Source organism: Fuscovulum blasticum DSM 2131 (genome assembly GCF_003034965.1).
GTDB classification, from domain to species: domain Bacteria; phylum Pseudomonadota; class Alphaproteobacteria; order Rhodobacterales; family Rhodobacteraceae; genus Pseudogemmobacter; species Pseudogemmobacter blasticus.
In genome coordinates, this window is the sequence record NZ_PZKE01000003.1 from 118238 (window position 1) to 133504 (window position 15267).

Here is a 15267-nt window from a genome sequence, read left to right on the forward strand (position 1 = left end):
TGCAATTAGGGGTTTATTCGATGATCTCGCCGGGCAGCACACCCCAAAGCGCGGTCTTTTCGACCCAGCCTTTTTGCCCGTCGGCGGAAATCCGGCACCAGTCGGGCTGACATTCGATGACCTTGGCGATCACGCCCATCTCGGCCTGCGCCTCGACCGGGGCGCGGAGGTCGGGCTTGCTGCGCAACTCGGCCATGTCCAGCGTGATCAGCACGGTGCGCACACCTGACAGCAGGGCATAATGCACCCATCCGCCGGCGCCGTCCTGATCTTCGACCCGGCGCCAGTGTTCGAATTCGGCGGTGATCATCAAGGGCATCCCGGGCCGGGTGAACACCCAGTCGATCCGGTGCGTCAGCCCCGGGCCCCGGCGGGCGTTGCCCTCATCGCCCTTGAGGCTGACAAAGCGCGGCAGGGGAAGGTTTGTCACGCAGCCGAAGCCCGGTTTGCAGTCCTTTCCCGTCTTGGCCCCAGCGGCATCTTCCGACGGCATCGCCGCATCGGTTTCAACCCCGGCGGTCTCTTGCGCCGCAAGGGGCAGCGCCACCGCGCCGAACATCAGGAAAACCAGGAACGCCAATCGCCCACGAAACATGTCACTTGCCCGTCTTCGCCGCCCGGCCGGGAATTCGCAGCCGCGGCGATGTTGCCTCGTCTCGGGGCTTGTGATCCGCCCCGCTTCGCCCCACTCTGCCCCAGCAAGACGCCCAAGGGAAGTGTTGAGGGAGAGACCATGCCTACGCCGCGACTGAGTGTTGTTGTCACGCGACGCCTTCCCGAGGCCGTCGAGACGCGGATGAAAGAGCTGTTCGATGTCGAATTGCGCGATCCCGATACCGCGATGAGCCGTGACGAACTGGCCGCCGCCATGCGGCGAGCCGATGTTCTGGTGCCGACCATCACCGATACGATCGACGCGGGCCTGATCGCGCAGGCGGGCGACAAGCTGAAACTGATCGCCAACTATGGCGCGGGGTTCGATCACATCGACGTGGCGACCGCCCGGCAGCGCGGGATTCTGGTGTCGAACACGCCCGGCGTGGTGACCGAGGATACCGCCGACATGGTGATGGCGCTGATCCTGGGGGTGACGCGGCGTATTCCCGAAGGTCTGGCCAAGATGCAGTCGGGCGAATGGGAAGGCTGGTCGCCCATGGCCAACCTGGGCGGGCGGCTGGCGGGGCGCCGGCTGGGAATTCTGGGCATGGGGCGCATCGGCACGGCGGTGGCGCGGCGGGCGCGGGTGTTCGGGTGTCAGGTGCATTACCACAACCGCCGCCGTCTGCGCCCCGAGGCGGAGGCCGAGGTTGAGGCGACCTGGTGGGAAAGCCTGGACCAGATGATCGCGCGGATGGACATCCTGTCGATCAACTGCCCGCACACGCCGTCCACCTTCCATCTGATCAACGCGCGCCGGCTCAAGCTGATGAAGCCGTCGGCGGTGATCGTGAACACCTCGCGCGGCGAGGTGGTGGATGAAAATGCCCTGACCCGCGCGCTGCGCGCGAACGAGATCGCCGGGGCCGGTCTGGATGTCTATGAGCGCGGCGCCGACATCAACCCGCGTCTGCGCGAACTGCCGAATGTCGTGCTGCTGCCCCATATGGGCAGCGCCACGCTGGAAGGCCGGATCGAGATGGGCGAGAAAGTCATCATCAATATCAAGACCTTCGCCGATGGCCACCGCCCGCCGGATCAGGTGGTGCCGGGGATGCTCTGAGCCCAGGGCAGCAAGGTCAGATCGGCCACCAGCGGCAGGTGGTCCGAGGCGCGGCGCGTCAGGGCGGTGTGCAGGGCGGTTGTCGATTGCGCCTGAAAGCCGGGGCTGATGGCGATGCGGTCCAGCGCGAAGAGCGGGTGGCGGCTGTGCCAGGTTGGCCCGCCCGACAGGATGTGGAACCGCGGCGACAGCCGGCCCAGACCCACCCGCAGCGATCTTTCGTTGAAATCCCCGGCGATCAGCGTGGGCATGTCCATGGCAGGCGGGATCAGATCGTTCAGCGCGCTGAGCTGCAACCGACGGCTGGCACGCAGCAGACCCAGGTGCACGCCGAGTATGCGAAAGGTATGACTGTTCGTGGCCACCACCGCCTCGATCATGCCGCGCGGTTCCAGACCGGGCAGGTCATGCAGGGCGGTGCGGACCAGATCGAGACCCGGCCGCAGCAGCAGGGCATTGCCGTGCCAGCCCAGACTTTCGCGGCCATGGTCGAAGCGCACCGCGCGCAGGCCGGTGACTTCGGCCAGTCGGTCGGCCGCCAGCACCGGCGGGCGGGGGGGAAGGCGGAAGTCGGCCTCTTGCAGCAGCATGACATCGGCGCCGATTCCGGCGATTACCCGCATCACCCGCTCGGGGTCGCGGCGGCGGTCGGTGCCAAGGGCCTTGCGGATGTTCCAGGTGGCGATGCGCAGCGGCGCGGGATCGGTGTCGGTCACAGGATCGGGGCCCCCAGACGGAAGATGCCCTCGACCAGACGCCGCGACCGGGTGGCGGGGCGCAGGCCTTCGGCGCAATCGGGGGCCAGGCCAAGGAACCAGCCTTCCAGCGCGGCCACGGTTTCGGCGTCATAGATCATCAGCGCGGTTTCAAAGTTCAGCAGCATCGAGCGCACGTCGAAATTGGCGGACCCCACCCAGCCATAGCCGTCAATCAGCCCGGCTTTGGCGTGCATCATGCCGGGCAGGTAACGCTGGATGCGCACCCCGGCGGCGGCGGCTTCGCGCAGATAGGCGCCGCGGGCCAGATCGGCGGTTGGCTGGTTCGATTTGTCGGGCAGGCACAGCCGCACATCGCGCCCGGCCCGGGCCGCGGTGGCCAGCGCCAGCGCAAGGGGTTCGGTCGGCACGAAATAGGGTGTCGCCAGCCAGACCCGGCGGTCGGCGCGCTGAATGGCGGCGACCAGCCCGTCATGCAGCACATCATGCGCCTCGTCCGGCCCGGCGGGCACCAGTTGCACCCGCGACGCGCCGGCCAGGGCGCATGGGGCCGGCAGCGGAACGGCTTGCCCGCCGGCAACGTGCCAGTCCGAGGCGAAAACCTCGGCATAGGCCAGCACAGCGGGGCCGGTCAGGGTGAAGCTGAGATCGGTCCAGCGGCCCGGGGGCGAGGCCAGATAGTCATCGCCCACATTGCGGCCACCGGCCCAGACCGAGGTGCCGTCGGCGATCACCAGCTTGCGGTGATTGCGCAGGTTCAGGTTGCCGGCCTTGCGCAGTTGCAGGATCGGCAGCAAGAGCCGCACTTCGCCCCCGGCTTCGACCAGCCGGTGCAGCGCCGCGCGAGGGCGGCACAGCGATCCCAGCCGGTCCACCCCCAGCCGGACCTTGACCCCGGCCCGCGCCCGTTCTGTCAGGTGTTCGACGAAGCGGCGGCCGCTGTCATCATCGGCCACGATGTAAAGCAGGGCGTCGATCCGGGCTGAGGCGTTGCCGACCAGCGTTTCCAGTGCCACGCGGGCCGCTTCGGGCGTGGCGTGCAGGTCAAGGCGGTTGCCCGACTGGGCCGGCGCAGCGCCCAGCCGGTGAAACAGCGTTGCCATGCCGGCCGGATCGCCGGGGTCCGCTGAAGCGGGGGCGTCGGCGGACATGCGCAGCGGCGTCTTGCCCCGGCGTTCCTTGCGGAACCCCAGCAGAAGGAACAGCGGCACCGCCACATAGGGCAGGGCGATGATGAACAGAATCCAGGCGGCCGCCGACTGGGGCGACCGCCGCGCCTGCAGGGCCAGAATCATCGACAGCGCCACAAGGAAGACGCCCAGGACGACGGCAAGATGTTCCAGCACAAGGATCATGCGGCCATGCTAGCCGCGCTTTCGCCCCGCCGCCAAGCCCGGCTCTGCGCAGAGGGGCGCTTTTCCCGAAGCGAACCTCGGGTTCATCTTGAAGAGACCAGCGTCATTCCTTACCAGTCTGCACAAAAGATATGGGAACCGGGACATCATGGAAATCTTCACCTACGATGGCTTTCTTATCCTGCTTCAGGTCATCGGGATCGACCTGGTGCTGGCGGGCGACAATGCCATCGTGATCGGGCTGGCTGCGGCCGGCCTGCCGAAAGAACAGCGCGGCAAGGCCATTCTGGTTGGCATCATTGCCGCAACGATCATGCGCATCGGATTTGCGCTGATCACCACGCAGCTTCTGGCGATCATCGGCCTTCTGCTGGTGGGCGGCCTTCTGCTGCTGTGGGTCTGCTGGAAGATGTGGCGCGAGCTGCGCGAAGGCGGCCACGAGGCGCAGCAGGATGCAACCGAGGCGCTGGCCGACGAAGACCTGAACAAGGACGGAAGCATCGCCGGGGGCGCACCGCGCAAGACCTTTGCGCAGGCGGCGACGCAGATCGTGATCGCCGACGTGTCGATGTCACTGGACAACGTTCTGGCGGTGGCTGGTGCGGCACATGCACATCCGACGGTGCTGATCATCGGTCTGGCCCTGTCGGTGGCCCTGATGGGCTTTGCCGCAACCTTCATCGCGCGGCTGTTGAACAAGCACCGCTGGATCGCCTTCATCGGCCTTGCGATCATTCTCTATGTCGCGCTGAAGATGATGTATGACGGCGCGCTGGAAATCATCCATGGCCGCAAGGAACCGCCTGCGGTCGAGCAGATCGAGGCGGCCCCGGCCACGGGGGCGCCTGCGGGCACCACCACCGCGCCTGCGCCTGCGGCGACCTCATCGCCCTGAGGGGCGCGACAGACCGCACGGAATCAGGAACCCGCCCCTCTGGCCCGAGGGGCGGGTTCTTTCGTTCCGGGGTTCAGAACCGGGCGGGGCTGACCGAGGCCAGCCGTGGATCAGCCCCCCGGCCAAGGATCAGGTCAGCCACCAGCCGGGCGGTGACGGGGGCCAGCGTGACACCCAGATGACCGTGGCCGAAGGCATGAACCACCTCGGCCCCGCCGGCAGAGGGGCCGATCACCGGCAGGCTGTCGGGCAGGCTGGGGCGGAACCCCATCCAGTCGCGGTCGGGCGTGGCGGGCAGGTCGGGGAAGATGGAACGCGCGCCTTCCACCAGTTTCGCGATGCGGTGGGGGGATGGCGGCAGCTTCAGCCCGCCCAGTTCCACGGTGCCCACGGCGCGCAGGCGGCCCTCCATCGGGCAGAGGTAGAAACCGCGCGCAGTGGGGCAGCAGGGGCGGTTCAGCCGCGGCGCGGGCATGTCCCATTCGACGTGATAGCCGCGCTCGGTATCCAGCGGAACCCGGTCGCCGGCCATGGCGGCCAGCGGGCGCGAATGGGCCCCGGCGGCCACCACCACGCGGCGGGCGTGCAGGTGCAGGCCAGGGCCGGTCAGTGTGATGCCGTCGGGCCGCCGGGCCATGGCCGCCACCGGGGCGCGGATGTGATCGGCCCGGGCGGTGACATGGGAGGCAAGGGCGCGCATCATCCGGCCGGGGTCGTTCAGGAGGATCGCCTGCGGGAAATAGGCGGCCCCCGCCATGGGCGGAAGCGCGGGTTCCAGCCGGGCCAGATCGTCGCCGGACACCAGATCGACCGTCACCCCAAGTGCACGGCGGGCGGCCATGTCGGCCTCGGCCGCCTGCCGCTGGGGGGCGGTCTGGTACAGGTACAGCGCGCCGCGCTTTTGCAGGATGTCGCCGGCGCCGATCCGGTCGGACAGATCCAGCCACAGGGGGCCTGCGCCCTGCAACAGCGCGGCGATGGCGGCGGCGTTGCGGCGGGCGGGGCCGGGCAGGGACTGGAAGGCGAAGCGCAAGAGCCAGGGCATCAGCGCGGGCAGCGCCTCGCGCCGAAGCGCCAGCGGCGAGTCGCGGTCGAACAGCAGTGCGGGCAGGCCGCGCAGCACATCGGGTGTGCCGACCGGGTTCACCGCGTAATCGGCGATGGTGCCGGCATTGCCGTAGGACGTGCCCATTCCCGGCTCGCCCGGATCGACCAGCGTCACCTCGCGGCCTTCGGCCAGCAGCCGTTCGGCAATGGCCAGACCCACGACGCCGGCGCCGAGGATCGCGATATCGGTGGTCAGGTGGTGGGTCATGGTGCTGCGGGCGGACCTGCGCACCCCGCGTCTCCCACCGCGCCTTGGGCGACGGGAAGCGGGGCGCGCAGGACGCGCGGCCCTGTCAGAGGCAGGCTTCGAACAGCGCGCGGGTGTTCTTGCGCGTCATCTTCACCGGGTTGCCGCCGCAGGACGGATCTTCCAGCGCCATCTCGGTCAGCATGTCGAGATCGGGGTTGGTCACGCCCAGTTTCGTCAGGTTTTCCGGGATGTTCAGTTCCGCGCGCAGGTCCATGATCCGCGACCGGAAGCCCTTGTAACCGCCCTTGATGCCGCAATAGGCCGCCGCCGCCGCCAGCCGGTCCTTCACGGCCTTGCGGTTGAAGTCCAGCACCATGGGCATGACCACGGCGTTGGTGGTGCCGTGATGGGTGTTGTAGACGGCGCCGATCGGGTGCGACAGCGAGTGGATCGCGCCAAGCCCCTTCTGGAAGGCGACCGCGCCCATGGCGGCGGCGCTCATCATGTGGCCGCGGGCCATCAGGTCATCGGGGTGCTTGTAGACCTTGGGCAGGTTTTCGAACACCAGCCGCATCCCTTCCAGCGCGATGCCCTGAGACATCGGATGGTAGAAGGGGCTGCAATAGGCCTCAAGGCAATGCGCCAGCGCATCCATGCCGGTGCCGGCGGTGATGAACTTGGGCATCCCCACGGTCAGCGCCGGGTCGCAGATCGTGACCTTGGGCATCAGGGCGGGGTGGAAGATGATCTTCTTCTTGTGGGTTTCGCTGTTGGTCAGCACACCGGCGCGGCCGACCTCGGACCCGGTGCCCGCCGTGGTGGGCACGGCGATGATCGGGGCGATCTTCTTTGCATCGGCGCGGGTCCACCAGTCGTCGATGTCTTCCAGTTCCCAGACCGAGAGCTTGGGTTTCTGGCCCGCCATCAGGGCGATCATCTTGCCCAGATCCAGCGCCGAGCCGCCACCGAAGCAGATCACGCCGTCATGCTTGCCTTCATTATAGACGGCGATGCCGGCGGCCATGTTCTTTTCGTTCGGGTTCGGGTCCACGTCGGAAAACACCGCGCGGCCAAGCCCGGCCTTTTCCAGCACGTCCAGCGCGGCGGCGGTGATCGGCAGGCTGGCCAGCGCCTTGTCGGTGACCAGAAGCGGCTTTTTCAGCCCGGCTTCCTTGGCGTGATCGGCCAGTTCGCCGATGCGGCCCACGCCGAACTTGATGGCGGTGGGGTAGGACCAGTTCCGGTTCGGAACGTCGTGAGACATGTCACACCTTCTTGAGATGATAGGATTTCGGGCGGGTCACCGAATGGAAACCCAGATAGGAAAGGCTGCCGCCGCGGCCGGTGTCCTTGCAGCCGGTCCAGCACAGGGCGGGGTCAAGATAGTCGGCCCGGTTCATGAAGACGGTGCCGGTCTCGATCCGGGCGCCGATGGCGGCGGCGGTGTCATAGTCCTGCGTCCAGACCGATGCCGTCAGCCCGTAGGGGCTGTCGTTCATCAGGGCGATGGCTTCCTCATCGTCCTTGACCTTCATGATGCCGACGACGGGGCCGAAGCTTTCTTCCATCATCACTCGCATCGAGTGATCGACGTTCACCAGAATCTGCGGGGCCAGATAGGCGCCGCCGTCATCGGCGGGGAAATTCGCCGGGTCGATCAGCGCCTTGGCGCCCTGTGCCACGGCTTCAGCGATCTGGTCGCGCACCACCTGGGCAAACCGCTTGTTGGCCATCGGGCCAAGGGTGCTGGAGGCGTCGAAGGGGTTGCCCAGTTTCAGCGTGTTGACCCAGGCGACGGCCTTTTCGACAAAGGCGTCATACAGGCTTTCGTGGACATAGATCCGTTCGATCCCGCAGCAGCACTGGCCGGCGTTGAACATGGCGCCGTCCATCAGCGTATCGACGGCGGCGTCCAGATTGGCATCGGCGCGGACATAGCCCGGGTCCTTGCCGCCCAGTTCCAGCCCCAGCGGCGTGAAGGTGCCGGCCGCCGCGCGTTCCATCGCGGCCCCGCCGCCGACGCTGCCGGTGAAGTTGACGAAGTTGAACGCCCGCGCCTTGATCAGCGTCTCGGTCGTGGCGTGGTCCAGCACGACGTTCTGGAACACATCCGCCGGCACGCCCGCCTCATGGAAGGCCTGCGCCAGACGTTCGCCCACCAGCATGGTCTGGCTGGCGTGTTTCAGCACCACCGTATTGCCCGCGATCAGCGCCGGAACCAGCGTGTTGATCGTGGTCAGGTAGGGATAGTTCCACGGCGCCACGATGAAGACAACGCCAAGGGCTTCGCGCGCCAGGTAGCGGCGGAAGCTGTCGCTGTCTTCGATCACCAGCGGCGCCAGCGTCTTGGCGGCGATTTCCGACATGTAGTCGGTGCGGGCATTCACGCCGCCGTATTCGCCGCCAAAGCGGGTGGGGCGGCCCATCTGCCAGGCCAGCTCCTCGACCACCACGTCCTTCATCTCGTTCAGGCGGGCGACGCCGGCCTTGACCAGCGCGATCCGGTCTTCCAGCGACCGGGCCGCCCAGCCCTTTTGCGCCGCCCTGGCGCGGGCCGCGGCCGCCTGCGCGGCCTCAAGCGTGAGCGGGGTCCGCTCAGCATAGACCCGGCCATCGACCGGGGAAATCAGTTGGATGGGTTTCATCGTCTCACCTCACAGGGCAGGGCCTTGCCCGCCGCACATCTGGTGGCCGGGGTGAACCCCGGCCGCTGTTTCGTCAAGCCCGTTCCAGCAGGCGTTGCAGTTCGAAATCCGTCACCACGCGGTCGGTCTCGGAAATCTCCCATTCGGCGGCGTGGTGGTAGTGGTCCACCACATCGTCACCGAAGGCGCGGCGCAGCATGGCGCTGCCGTGCAACGCCTCTGCCGCCGCGCGCAGGGTCTTGGGAATTTCGCGCACGCCGCCCGCGGCATACATGTCACCCTTCATCTCGGGTTCCAGTTCCAGCCGGTTCTCGATCCCGTCCAGACCGGCGGCCAGCAGGGCCGCGCAGGCGAGATAGGGGTTCACGTCGCTGCCGGGGATGCGGCATTCGACCCGGATCGCCTTGGAGTGCAGGCCGCAGATGCGGAAGCCGGCGGTGCGGTTGTCCGCGCTCCACACGGCCTTGGTGGGGGCGAAAAGGCCGATGCAGAACCGCTTGTAGCTGTTCACATAGGGCGCCAGGAAGGCGGTGATCTCGGTCGCATGGGCCAGTTGGCCGGCCAGGAAGTGCTTCATCGTGGCCGACATGCCGTGATGATCGGCCTTGTCTTCAAAGGCGGGCTTGCCGTCCAGTGTCCACAGGCTTTGGTGGATATGGGAAGACGACCCGGCCTTGCGGTGATCGTATTTCGCCATGAAGGTCACGGCCTTGCCGGCGGCGTGGGCGATTTCCTTCACCGCCTGCTTGACGATCACATGATTGTCGGCGGTGTCCAGCGCGTCGGAATACTTGTAGTTCACCTCGTGCTGGCCGGCGTCGGCCTCGCCCTTGGTGTTTTCGACCGGGATGCCCGCGCCGTAAAGCCCGTTGCGGACAGCGCGCATCAGCCCTTCTTCCTTGGTGGTCTGGAAGATGTGGTAATCCTCGTTATAGCCGCTGATCGGGCGCAGCCCGCCGAAGCCTTCGTCGCGCAGCGCCTCGTAGCTGTTCTCGAAGATGTAGAATTCCAGTTCGGTCGCCATCATGGCGTCGAAGCCCATGGCCCTGGCGCGGGCGATCTGGGCCTTCAGGATGGCGCGCGGGCTGACGCGCACCTCGGCGTGGGTGTCATGTTCCAGCAGGTCGGCCAGACACAGCGCGGTGCCCGGCAGCCAGGGCAGCGGGCGCAGGGTGGCCAGGTCGGGCTTCATCACATAGTCGCCGTAGCCCTGTTCCCAACTGCTGGTCTTGTAGCCGGGGACGGTGTTCATCTCCATGTCCACGGCCAGCAGGTAGTTGCAGCAATGGGTTTCCTTGTAGCCGCCGTTCACGAAGAAGGCGGCGTGGAAGCGCTTGCCCATCAGGCGGCCCTGCATGTCGGGGGCGGCCACCAGAACGGTGTCGATCTCGCCGCGCGCGACGGCTTCCTTCAGCTCTTCGAATGTCATGTTACCGGGCATCTCTGGCCTCATCTTGCGGGTTGTGGGGCCCCTTTCCCAAGGGGCGATCGGCGGGGGCTGACAAGGGTCAGCCGCGCCCGCCTGCGCCACCGAATTCGGGTTTTCTGGGCCAGCAGTCGCCGCCGGCGTGTCGCGTGGTCATCCTGTTCCCCCCTCGGGACAGGCCGGGCACGTCTGGCGTGCCCGGCCCGGTTTGCATCAGCCGTAGCGGTAGGGCCGGCCGGCCTTGGACATCACATCGTTGTACTTCTTGATGATCTCGACGACCTTGGCCTTCACTTCGGATTCCGCGGCGATCTCGTCCCAGAACTTGGCCGCGGCGGTTTCGACGGTGGCCCATTCCGCATCGGGGATCGAGGTCAGTTGCAGCTTGGGGCCGTTGACGCGCAGGTCGGCCTCGCCGCCCCAATACCACCATTGGCGGTAGTAGTGCGACTGCTCGAAACAGACCTGCATCAGGGTCTTCAGATGGTCGGGCACTTCGTTCCAGCGTTCGGCATTGGCGAAGAAATGGCCGATCCAGGCGCCCGAGATGTTGTTGGTGAGGAAATACTTGGTCACGTCGGCCCAGCCGACGGTGTAATCCTCGGTGATGCCGGACCAGGCGATCCCGTCCAGTTCGCCGGTCTGCAGGGCAACCTGGATGTCTTCCCACGGCAGTTGCACCGGCACCACGCCGAATTGCGCCAGGAAGCGGCCGGCGGTCGGGAAGGTGAAGACGCGCTTGCCTTGCAGATCGGCCAGCGAGTTGATCGGATCCTTGGTCGCGAAATGGCAGGGGTCCCACGACCCGGCCGAGATGTGCTGCACGCCGACCTTGGCGTATTCTTCCTTCCAGATCGCATCCAGGCCGTACTGGTTGAACAGCACCGGCACATCAAGGCTGTAGCGCAGCGCCAGCGGGAAGTAACCGCCGAACACCGTCACCTCGGTGGGCGACTGCATCGAGTCGTCATCCGACTGCACGGCGTCGATGGTGCCCGACTGCATCGCGCGGAACAGTTCCGACGTGGGGACAAGCTGGTCGGCGTAGTAAAGCTCAATCTCCATCTGACCGGCGGCGATCTTGTTGAAGGCGTCGATGGCGGGCTTCACCACATGTTCGCCAAGGGCAGCGCCGGCATAGGTCTGCATCCGCCATTTGATCGGCGCGGCCTGCGCCTTGACGGCGGGGGCGGCAAGGGCGGCGGCACCGGCCAGCGCGCCGGTGCTGAGGAATTTCCGTCTGGTCGTCGTCATCTTTACCTCCGTTGGGTTGGGCGGGGACGGTTCGGCCGCCCCTCTGGATGGGTCTCTATTGTCCGTAAACCTGATGGGGCAACCACAGGGCGATTTCGGGGAAGACCATCACGATCACCAGCGTCAGCAGCATCAGCCCGACGATGGGAACGATGGAGCGGTAGATGTCGGCCAGCGACACATGGTCAGGCGCCATGGCGCGCATCAGGAACAGGTTATAGCCGAAGGGCGGGGTGATATAGGCGATCTGGCAGGTGATCGTGTAAAGCACGCCATACCAGATCAGCACATCCTGCGGCGGCATCCCCAGATCCAGCTTGGCCACCAGCGGCACATAAAGCGGGGCCACGATCACCAGCATGGCGGTATCGTCCAGGAACATGCCCATGATCAGGAAGGACACCTGCATCAGGATCAGGATCGTCCAGGGCGACAGGCCCATGTCCTGCAGGAACAGCGTCTCGATTGCCTTCACCGCGCCCAGCCCGTCGAACACCGCGCCGAAGGCAAGGGCGGCCAGGATGATCCACATGAACATGCAGCTTACGCCAAGCGTCTGCACCATGCAGGATTCGAACACCTTTTTCGTCATGCGGCCACGGACCAGCGCCACCAGCGTGGCGATGGTCGCCCCGATGACCGAGGATTCCACAAGGCTGGCCCAGCCATAGAGGAACGGCCCCATCATCGCGGCGAAGATCGCGAAGGGCAGGATGCCCGCGCGCAGCAGCCGGTATTTCTCGGCCTGGCCGGCGGCGCGTTCCTCGCCGGTCAGCGGCGGGCCGAGGGCGGGGTTCCGGGCGCAGCGGATGATGATGTAGACAAGGAAGACGCCGGCCATCAGCAGGCCCGGGAACACGCCCGCCAGCCACAACTGACCCACGGGCTGCCGCGCGATCATCGCATACAGCACCAGAACCACCGAGGGCGGGATCAGGATGCCCAGGCTGGAACCGCCCTGGATCACCCCGGTGATCATCACCTTGTCGTAGCCGCGTTTCAGCATCTCGGGCAGGGCGATGGTGGCGCCGATGGCCAGACCCGCCACCGAAAGCCCGTTCATCGCCGAGATCAGCACCATCAGGAAGATGGTGCCGATGGCCAGCCCGCCCGGAATGGCGCCGAACCAGACATGGAACATCCGATACAGGTCGTCCGCCATGCGGGTTTCCGACATGACGTAGCCCATCCAGACGAACATCGGCAGGGTCAGCATCGGATACCAGTTCATCAGCTTGATCGTGCTGGTGAAGGGAATGGCCGATCCGCCGGTGCCCCACAGCGCCAGCGCGGCCACGGCGCCGACAAAGCCGATCACGGCAAAGACCCGCTGCCCGGTCAGCAGCATGATGACCATGCCGCCGAACATGACGATGGCGATATATTCGTTCGGCATCAGATTTCTTCTCCGCGCAGCCGCGCGATGTCGCGGATCAGGTAGGCAATGCTTTGCAGGATCATCAGAACGGTGCCGAGGCAGATGATGATCTTGATCGGCGCCAGATAGGGCCGCCAGACGGTGCGTGACCGTTCCCCGATTTCAAGCGCGTAGATCGTGCTGTCGATGCCGCCATAGAGCACGACGCCCAGAAAGAAGATCATCGCGAAGACGGTGACGGCATCGACCGCCGCCTGACGGCGCGGCGACCAGCGGCCATACAGCAGGTCCATCCGCACGTTCGCGCCCAGTTGCAGCGAATAGGCGCCGCCCAGAACGAAATAGGCGACCATGGTGAATTGCGCCATTTCCTGCGTCCAGAGCGGCGGCTGCCAGAAGGCCTTGGCCACGATAGACCACAACAGAACCCCGGCCAGCAGGAACAGCAGATACATGGCCATGCGGCCGATGCGGTAATTCATCGCCTCGACGATCCGCACGAACAGGATTGCGGCGCGTGGCATCAGCGCCGCCCCCGAAGGAAAGCGGTCGTGCAGGTTGCACCAAAGGGTGCCGCAGCGTTGCGGGCCATGGACGAGTCGACTCCCTGTTTTTTGATCAGCGTTCCCCGTCGCCCCCCGTCCTGTCAAGAATATTCCTGTCAAGAATTTTCCAGAGGACGAATCGCTGTTACAAATGTTTCTGTTTCCGGGAAGGAGCCTGCGATGGATCAGCCGCCCACCATCGAAAACCGGATGCGTGCCGCCCTGGGCGAGCTGACGCGCGCAGAACGGCAGGCGGCCACGCATATCCTGTCACATTTCCCGATGTCGGCGCTGGGGTCGATCACCACGCTGGCGCGGGCGGCGGATGTGTCTTCGCCCACGGTGATGCGGCTGGTGCAGAAGCTGGGGTTCAAGGGCTATTCCGATTATCAGGCCGCCCTGCGGGCCGAGGTCGAGCGGTTGCTGGTGGCGCCGCTGAGCCTGCCGGGCAACGGACGCGACCCGCAGCCCCATCCGTTGCAGGATTTCGCGGTGCGGGTGGTGGCGAACATCGACGCCACGCTGTCGCAGATTCCGGCCGAGGCGTTTCTGGGGGCGTCGGACCTGCTGGCCGATCCGGCGCGGCGGGTGGCGATCATGGGGGGGCGGCTGACCCATGCCCACGCAGATTATCTGGCCACGCTGTTGCGGGTGATCCGGCCCGAGGTGACCTATCTGGACGACCACCTGACCGACTGGCAGCAGGCGCTTCTGGACCTGCGGGCGGGCGATGTGGCGGTGATCTTCGACATCCGCCGCTACGAAGGCAATGCGGTGCATTTTGCGGAACTGGCCGCCGGGCAGGGGGCCGAGGTGGTGCTGATCACCGACCGCTGGCTGTCGCCCGCCGCCGCCCATGCCCGTCACACGCTGGCCTGCCATATCGAGGTGCCCGCCGCCTGGGACAGCACCGCCGCGATCCTTGTGGTGGTCGAGGCGCTTCTGGCGCAGGTGCAGGGGCGGCTGGCCGATCAGGTGCAGGCGCGGCTGAACCGGCTTGAGGATTACTTTGCCCGCACCCGCGTGTTCCGCGCACCCAGGGTGGGTGGCCGGGGATAGCGGCGCGATCAGTAGCCGCGCCGGCGATCCACCAGATGCAGGAACGGCTCGCCCGCCTCGCCCCGGCGGATGTTTTCCACGATCACCCGCGCGGCCGACCAGGGCCGGGTGTCTGCGGCGATATGCGGGGTGACGGTAACGCGCGGATGCGCCCAATAGGGGTGGTCGGGCGGCAGCGGTTCGGTGCGGAACACATCCAGCGTGGCATGGCCGACCTGGCCGGCCTCCAGCGCCGCCAGCAGCGCCGTATCGTCGATCAGCGCGCCCCGGCCGGGGTTCAGGATCGCCGCGCCGCGCGGCAGCAGCGCCAGACGGCGCGCGTCAAGCAGGTTCTCGGTCTCGGGCGTTTTCGGCAAGAGTGTCACCACGATCTGCGCCGCTTGCAGCACCCGGTCCAGCCCTTCGGGGCCGTGGTCGGTGGGCAGGCCGGCAATGGCCTTGGGGCTGCGGCTCCAGCCGGTGACGGGGAAGTTCAGCGCCTGCAGGGCGCGGGCGGCGGCCAGCCCCAGCGCGCCCAGCCCCAGCATTGCCACCGGCCGTTCGCGGGCCAGCGGCGGGCAGGTCGCGTCCCAGACATGGCCGGGGTTCACGATATGGCGGTCCATGCCCAGATGGTGGCGCAGCGTGTGGCCCACCACCCATTCCACCATGCCCTCGGTCAGCCAGGGATCGACCATCCGGCACAGCGGCTGGGTCAGCGAGGCATTGCCCACGATCCGTTCCACCCCGGCCCAAAGCGACAGCACCGCCTTTGTGCGGGTATAGGGGGCGAAATCCTGCAAGGGGGCCGAAGGGGCATAGATGATGTAATCGACCGCCGCCGGATCGGGGGCCTCGGTCACGATCCGGGCCGCGATGCCGGCTTCGGCCAGGGCCGCGGGCAGGATCGTTTCATACTCGGGCCAGACCGCGGGGGCGGCGAACAGGATCAGGGTCATCGGGGCGGCCTTTCCTTCGTCGGATCACCCCCGAGGGAT

The 15267-nt window shown here is 66.8% G+C and carries 14 protein-coding genes; 3 read left to right on the forward strand and 11 right to left on the reverse strand.

The window, feature by feature from the left end:
* Positions 1-13 precede the first annotated feature (13 nt).
* The gene (locus C5F44_RS04330) at positions 14-595 is read right to left on the reverse strand and encodes an SH3 domain-containing protein (RefSeq protein ID WP_412917525.1); all 582 of its coding nucleotides are present in this window, start codon (positions 593-595) and stop codon (positions 14-16) included.
* 138 nt (positions 596-733) lie between these two features.
* On the opposite strand from C5F44_RS04330, the gene C5F44_RS04335 reads away from it, so the two are divergent.
* Positions 734-1720 (forward strand): 2-hydroxyacid dehydrogenase, encoded by a 987-nt coding sequence (locus C5F44_RS04335; RefSeq protein WP_107672281.1) that lies wholly within the window; start codon positions 734-736, stop codon positions 1718-1720.
* On the opposite strand, the gene C5F44_RS04340 is transcribed toward C5F44_RS04335, so the two are convergent.
* Both C5F44_RS04340 and C5F44_RS04345 read right to left on the reverse strand, forming a co-directional pair.
* Entirely contained in the window at positions 1696-2436 is a 741-nt protein-coding gene (locus C5F44_RS04340) for an endonuclease/exonuclease/phosphatase family protein (RefSeq protein WP_107672282.1), read from the reverse strand. The two genes, C5F44_RS04335 and C5F44_RS04340, sit on opposite strands and share 25 nt — an antisense overlap.
* The gene (locus C5F44_RS04345; RefSeq protein WP_107672283.1) at positions 2433-3791 is read right to left on the reverse strand and encodes a phospholipase D-like domain-containing protein; all 1359 of its coding nucleotides are present in this window, start codon (positions 3789-3791) and stop codon (positions 2433-2435) included. Before C5F44_RS04345 ends, C5F44_RS04340 begins: the two co-directional genes overlap by 4 nt.
* A gap of 148 nt (positions 3792-3939) precedes the next feature.
* On the opposite strand from C5F44_RS04345, the gene C5F44_RS04350 reads away from it, so the two are divergent.
* Positions 3940-4686 (forward strand): TerC family protein, encoded by a 747-nt coding sequence (locus C5F44_RS04350; RefSeq protein WP_107672284.1) that lies wholly within the window; start codon positions 3940-3942, stop codon positions 4684-4686.
* Between the two features lie 73 nt (positions 4687-4759).
* On the opposite strand, the gene C5F44_RS04355 is transcribed toward C5F44_RS04350, so the two are convergent.
* The 7 genes from C5F44_RS04355 to C5F44_RS04385 form a co-directional block, all read right to left on the reverse strand.
* Positions 4760-6025, reverse strand: coding sequence for an NAD(P)/FAD-dependent oxidoreductase (locus C5F44_RS04355; protein ID WP_235822503.1), 1266 nt, complete (start codon positions 6023-6025; stop codon positions 4760-4762).
* 61 nt (positions 6026-6086) lie between these two features.
* A complete protein-coding gene (locus C5F44_RS04360; RefSeq protein WP_107672285.1) occupies positions 6087-7247 on the reverse strand; it encodes an iron-containing alcohol dehydrogenase in 1161 nt (386 codons plus the stop codon).
* 1 nt (position 7248) lies between these two features.
* On the reverse strand, positions 7249-8628 hold the full coding sequence (locus tag C5F44_RS04365) for an aldehyde dehydrogenase family protein (RefSeq protein ID WP_107672286.1): 1380 nt from the start codon (positions 8626-8628) through the stop codon (positions 7249-7251).
* 73 nt (positions 8629-8701) lie between these two features.
* Positions 8702-10069: a glutamine synthetase family protein gene (locus C5F44_RS04370; RefSeq protein WP_107672287.1), complete on the reverse strand. Its 1368-nt coding sequence runs from the start codon at positions 10067-10069 to the stop codon at positions 8702-8704.
* Positions 10070-10267: 198 nt separating this feature from the next.
* The gene (locus C5F44_RS04375) at positions 10268-11308 is read right to left on the reverse strand and encodes a TRAP transporter substrate-binding protein (RefSeq protein ID WP_107672288.1); all 1041 of its coding nucleotides are present in this window, start codon (positions 11306-11308) and stop codon (positions 10268-10270) included.
* 55 nt (positions 11309-11363) lie between these two features.
* Positions 11364-12704: a TRAP transporter large permease gene (locus C5F44_RS04380; RefSeq protein ID WP_107672289.1), complete on the reverse strand. Its 1341-nt coding sequence runs from the start codon at positions 12702-12704 to the stop codon at positions 11364-11366.
* Entirely contained in the window at positions 12704-13210 is a 507-nt protein-coding gene (locus C5F44_RS04385; RefSeq protein WP_107672290.1) for a TRAP transporter small permease subunit, read from the reverse strand. The genes C5F44_RS04380 and C5F44_RS04385 overlap by 1 nt, the downstream gene beginning before the upstream one ends.
* Positions 13211-13411: 201 nt before the next feature.
* Between C5F44_RS04385 and C5F44_RS04390 the strand changes: the two genes are divergently transcribed.
* Entirely contained in the window at positions 13412-14290 is an 879-nt protein-coding gene (locus C5F44_RS04390) for a MurR/RpiR family transcriptional regulator (RefSeq protein WP_107672291.1), read from the forward strand.
* An 8-nt stretch (positions 14291-14298) separates the two neighbouring features.
* Here the strand turns inward: C5F44_RS04390 and C5F44_RS04395 are convergent, their stop codons facing one another.
* Positions 14299-15228 carry an NAD(P)-dependent oxidoreductase gene (locus C5F44_RS04395; RefSeq protein ID WP_107672292.1) on the reverse strand — a complete coding sequence of 310 codons (930 nt, stop codon included), beginning with the start codon at positions 15226-15228 and terminating at the stop codon, positions 14299-14301.
* Positions 15229-15267 lie beyond the last annotated feature (39 nt).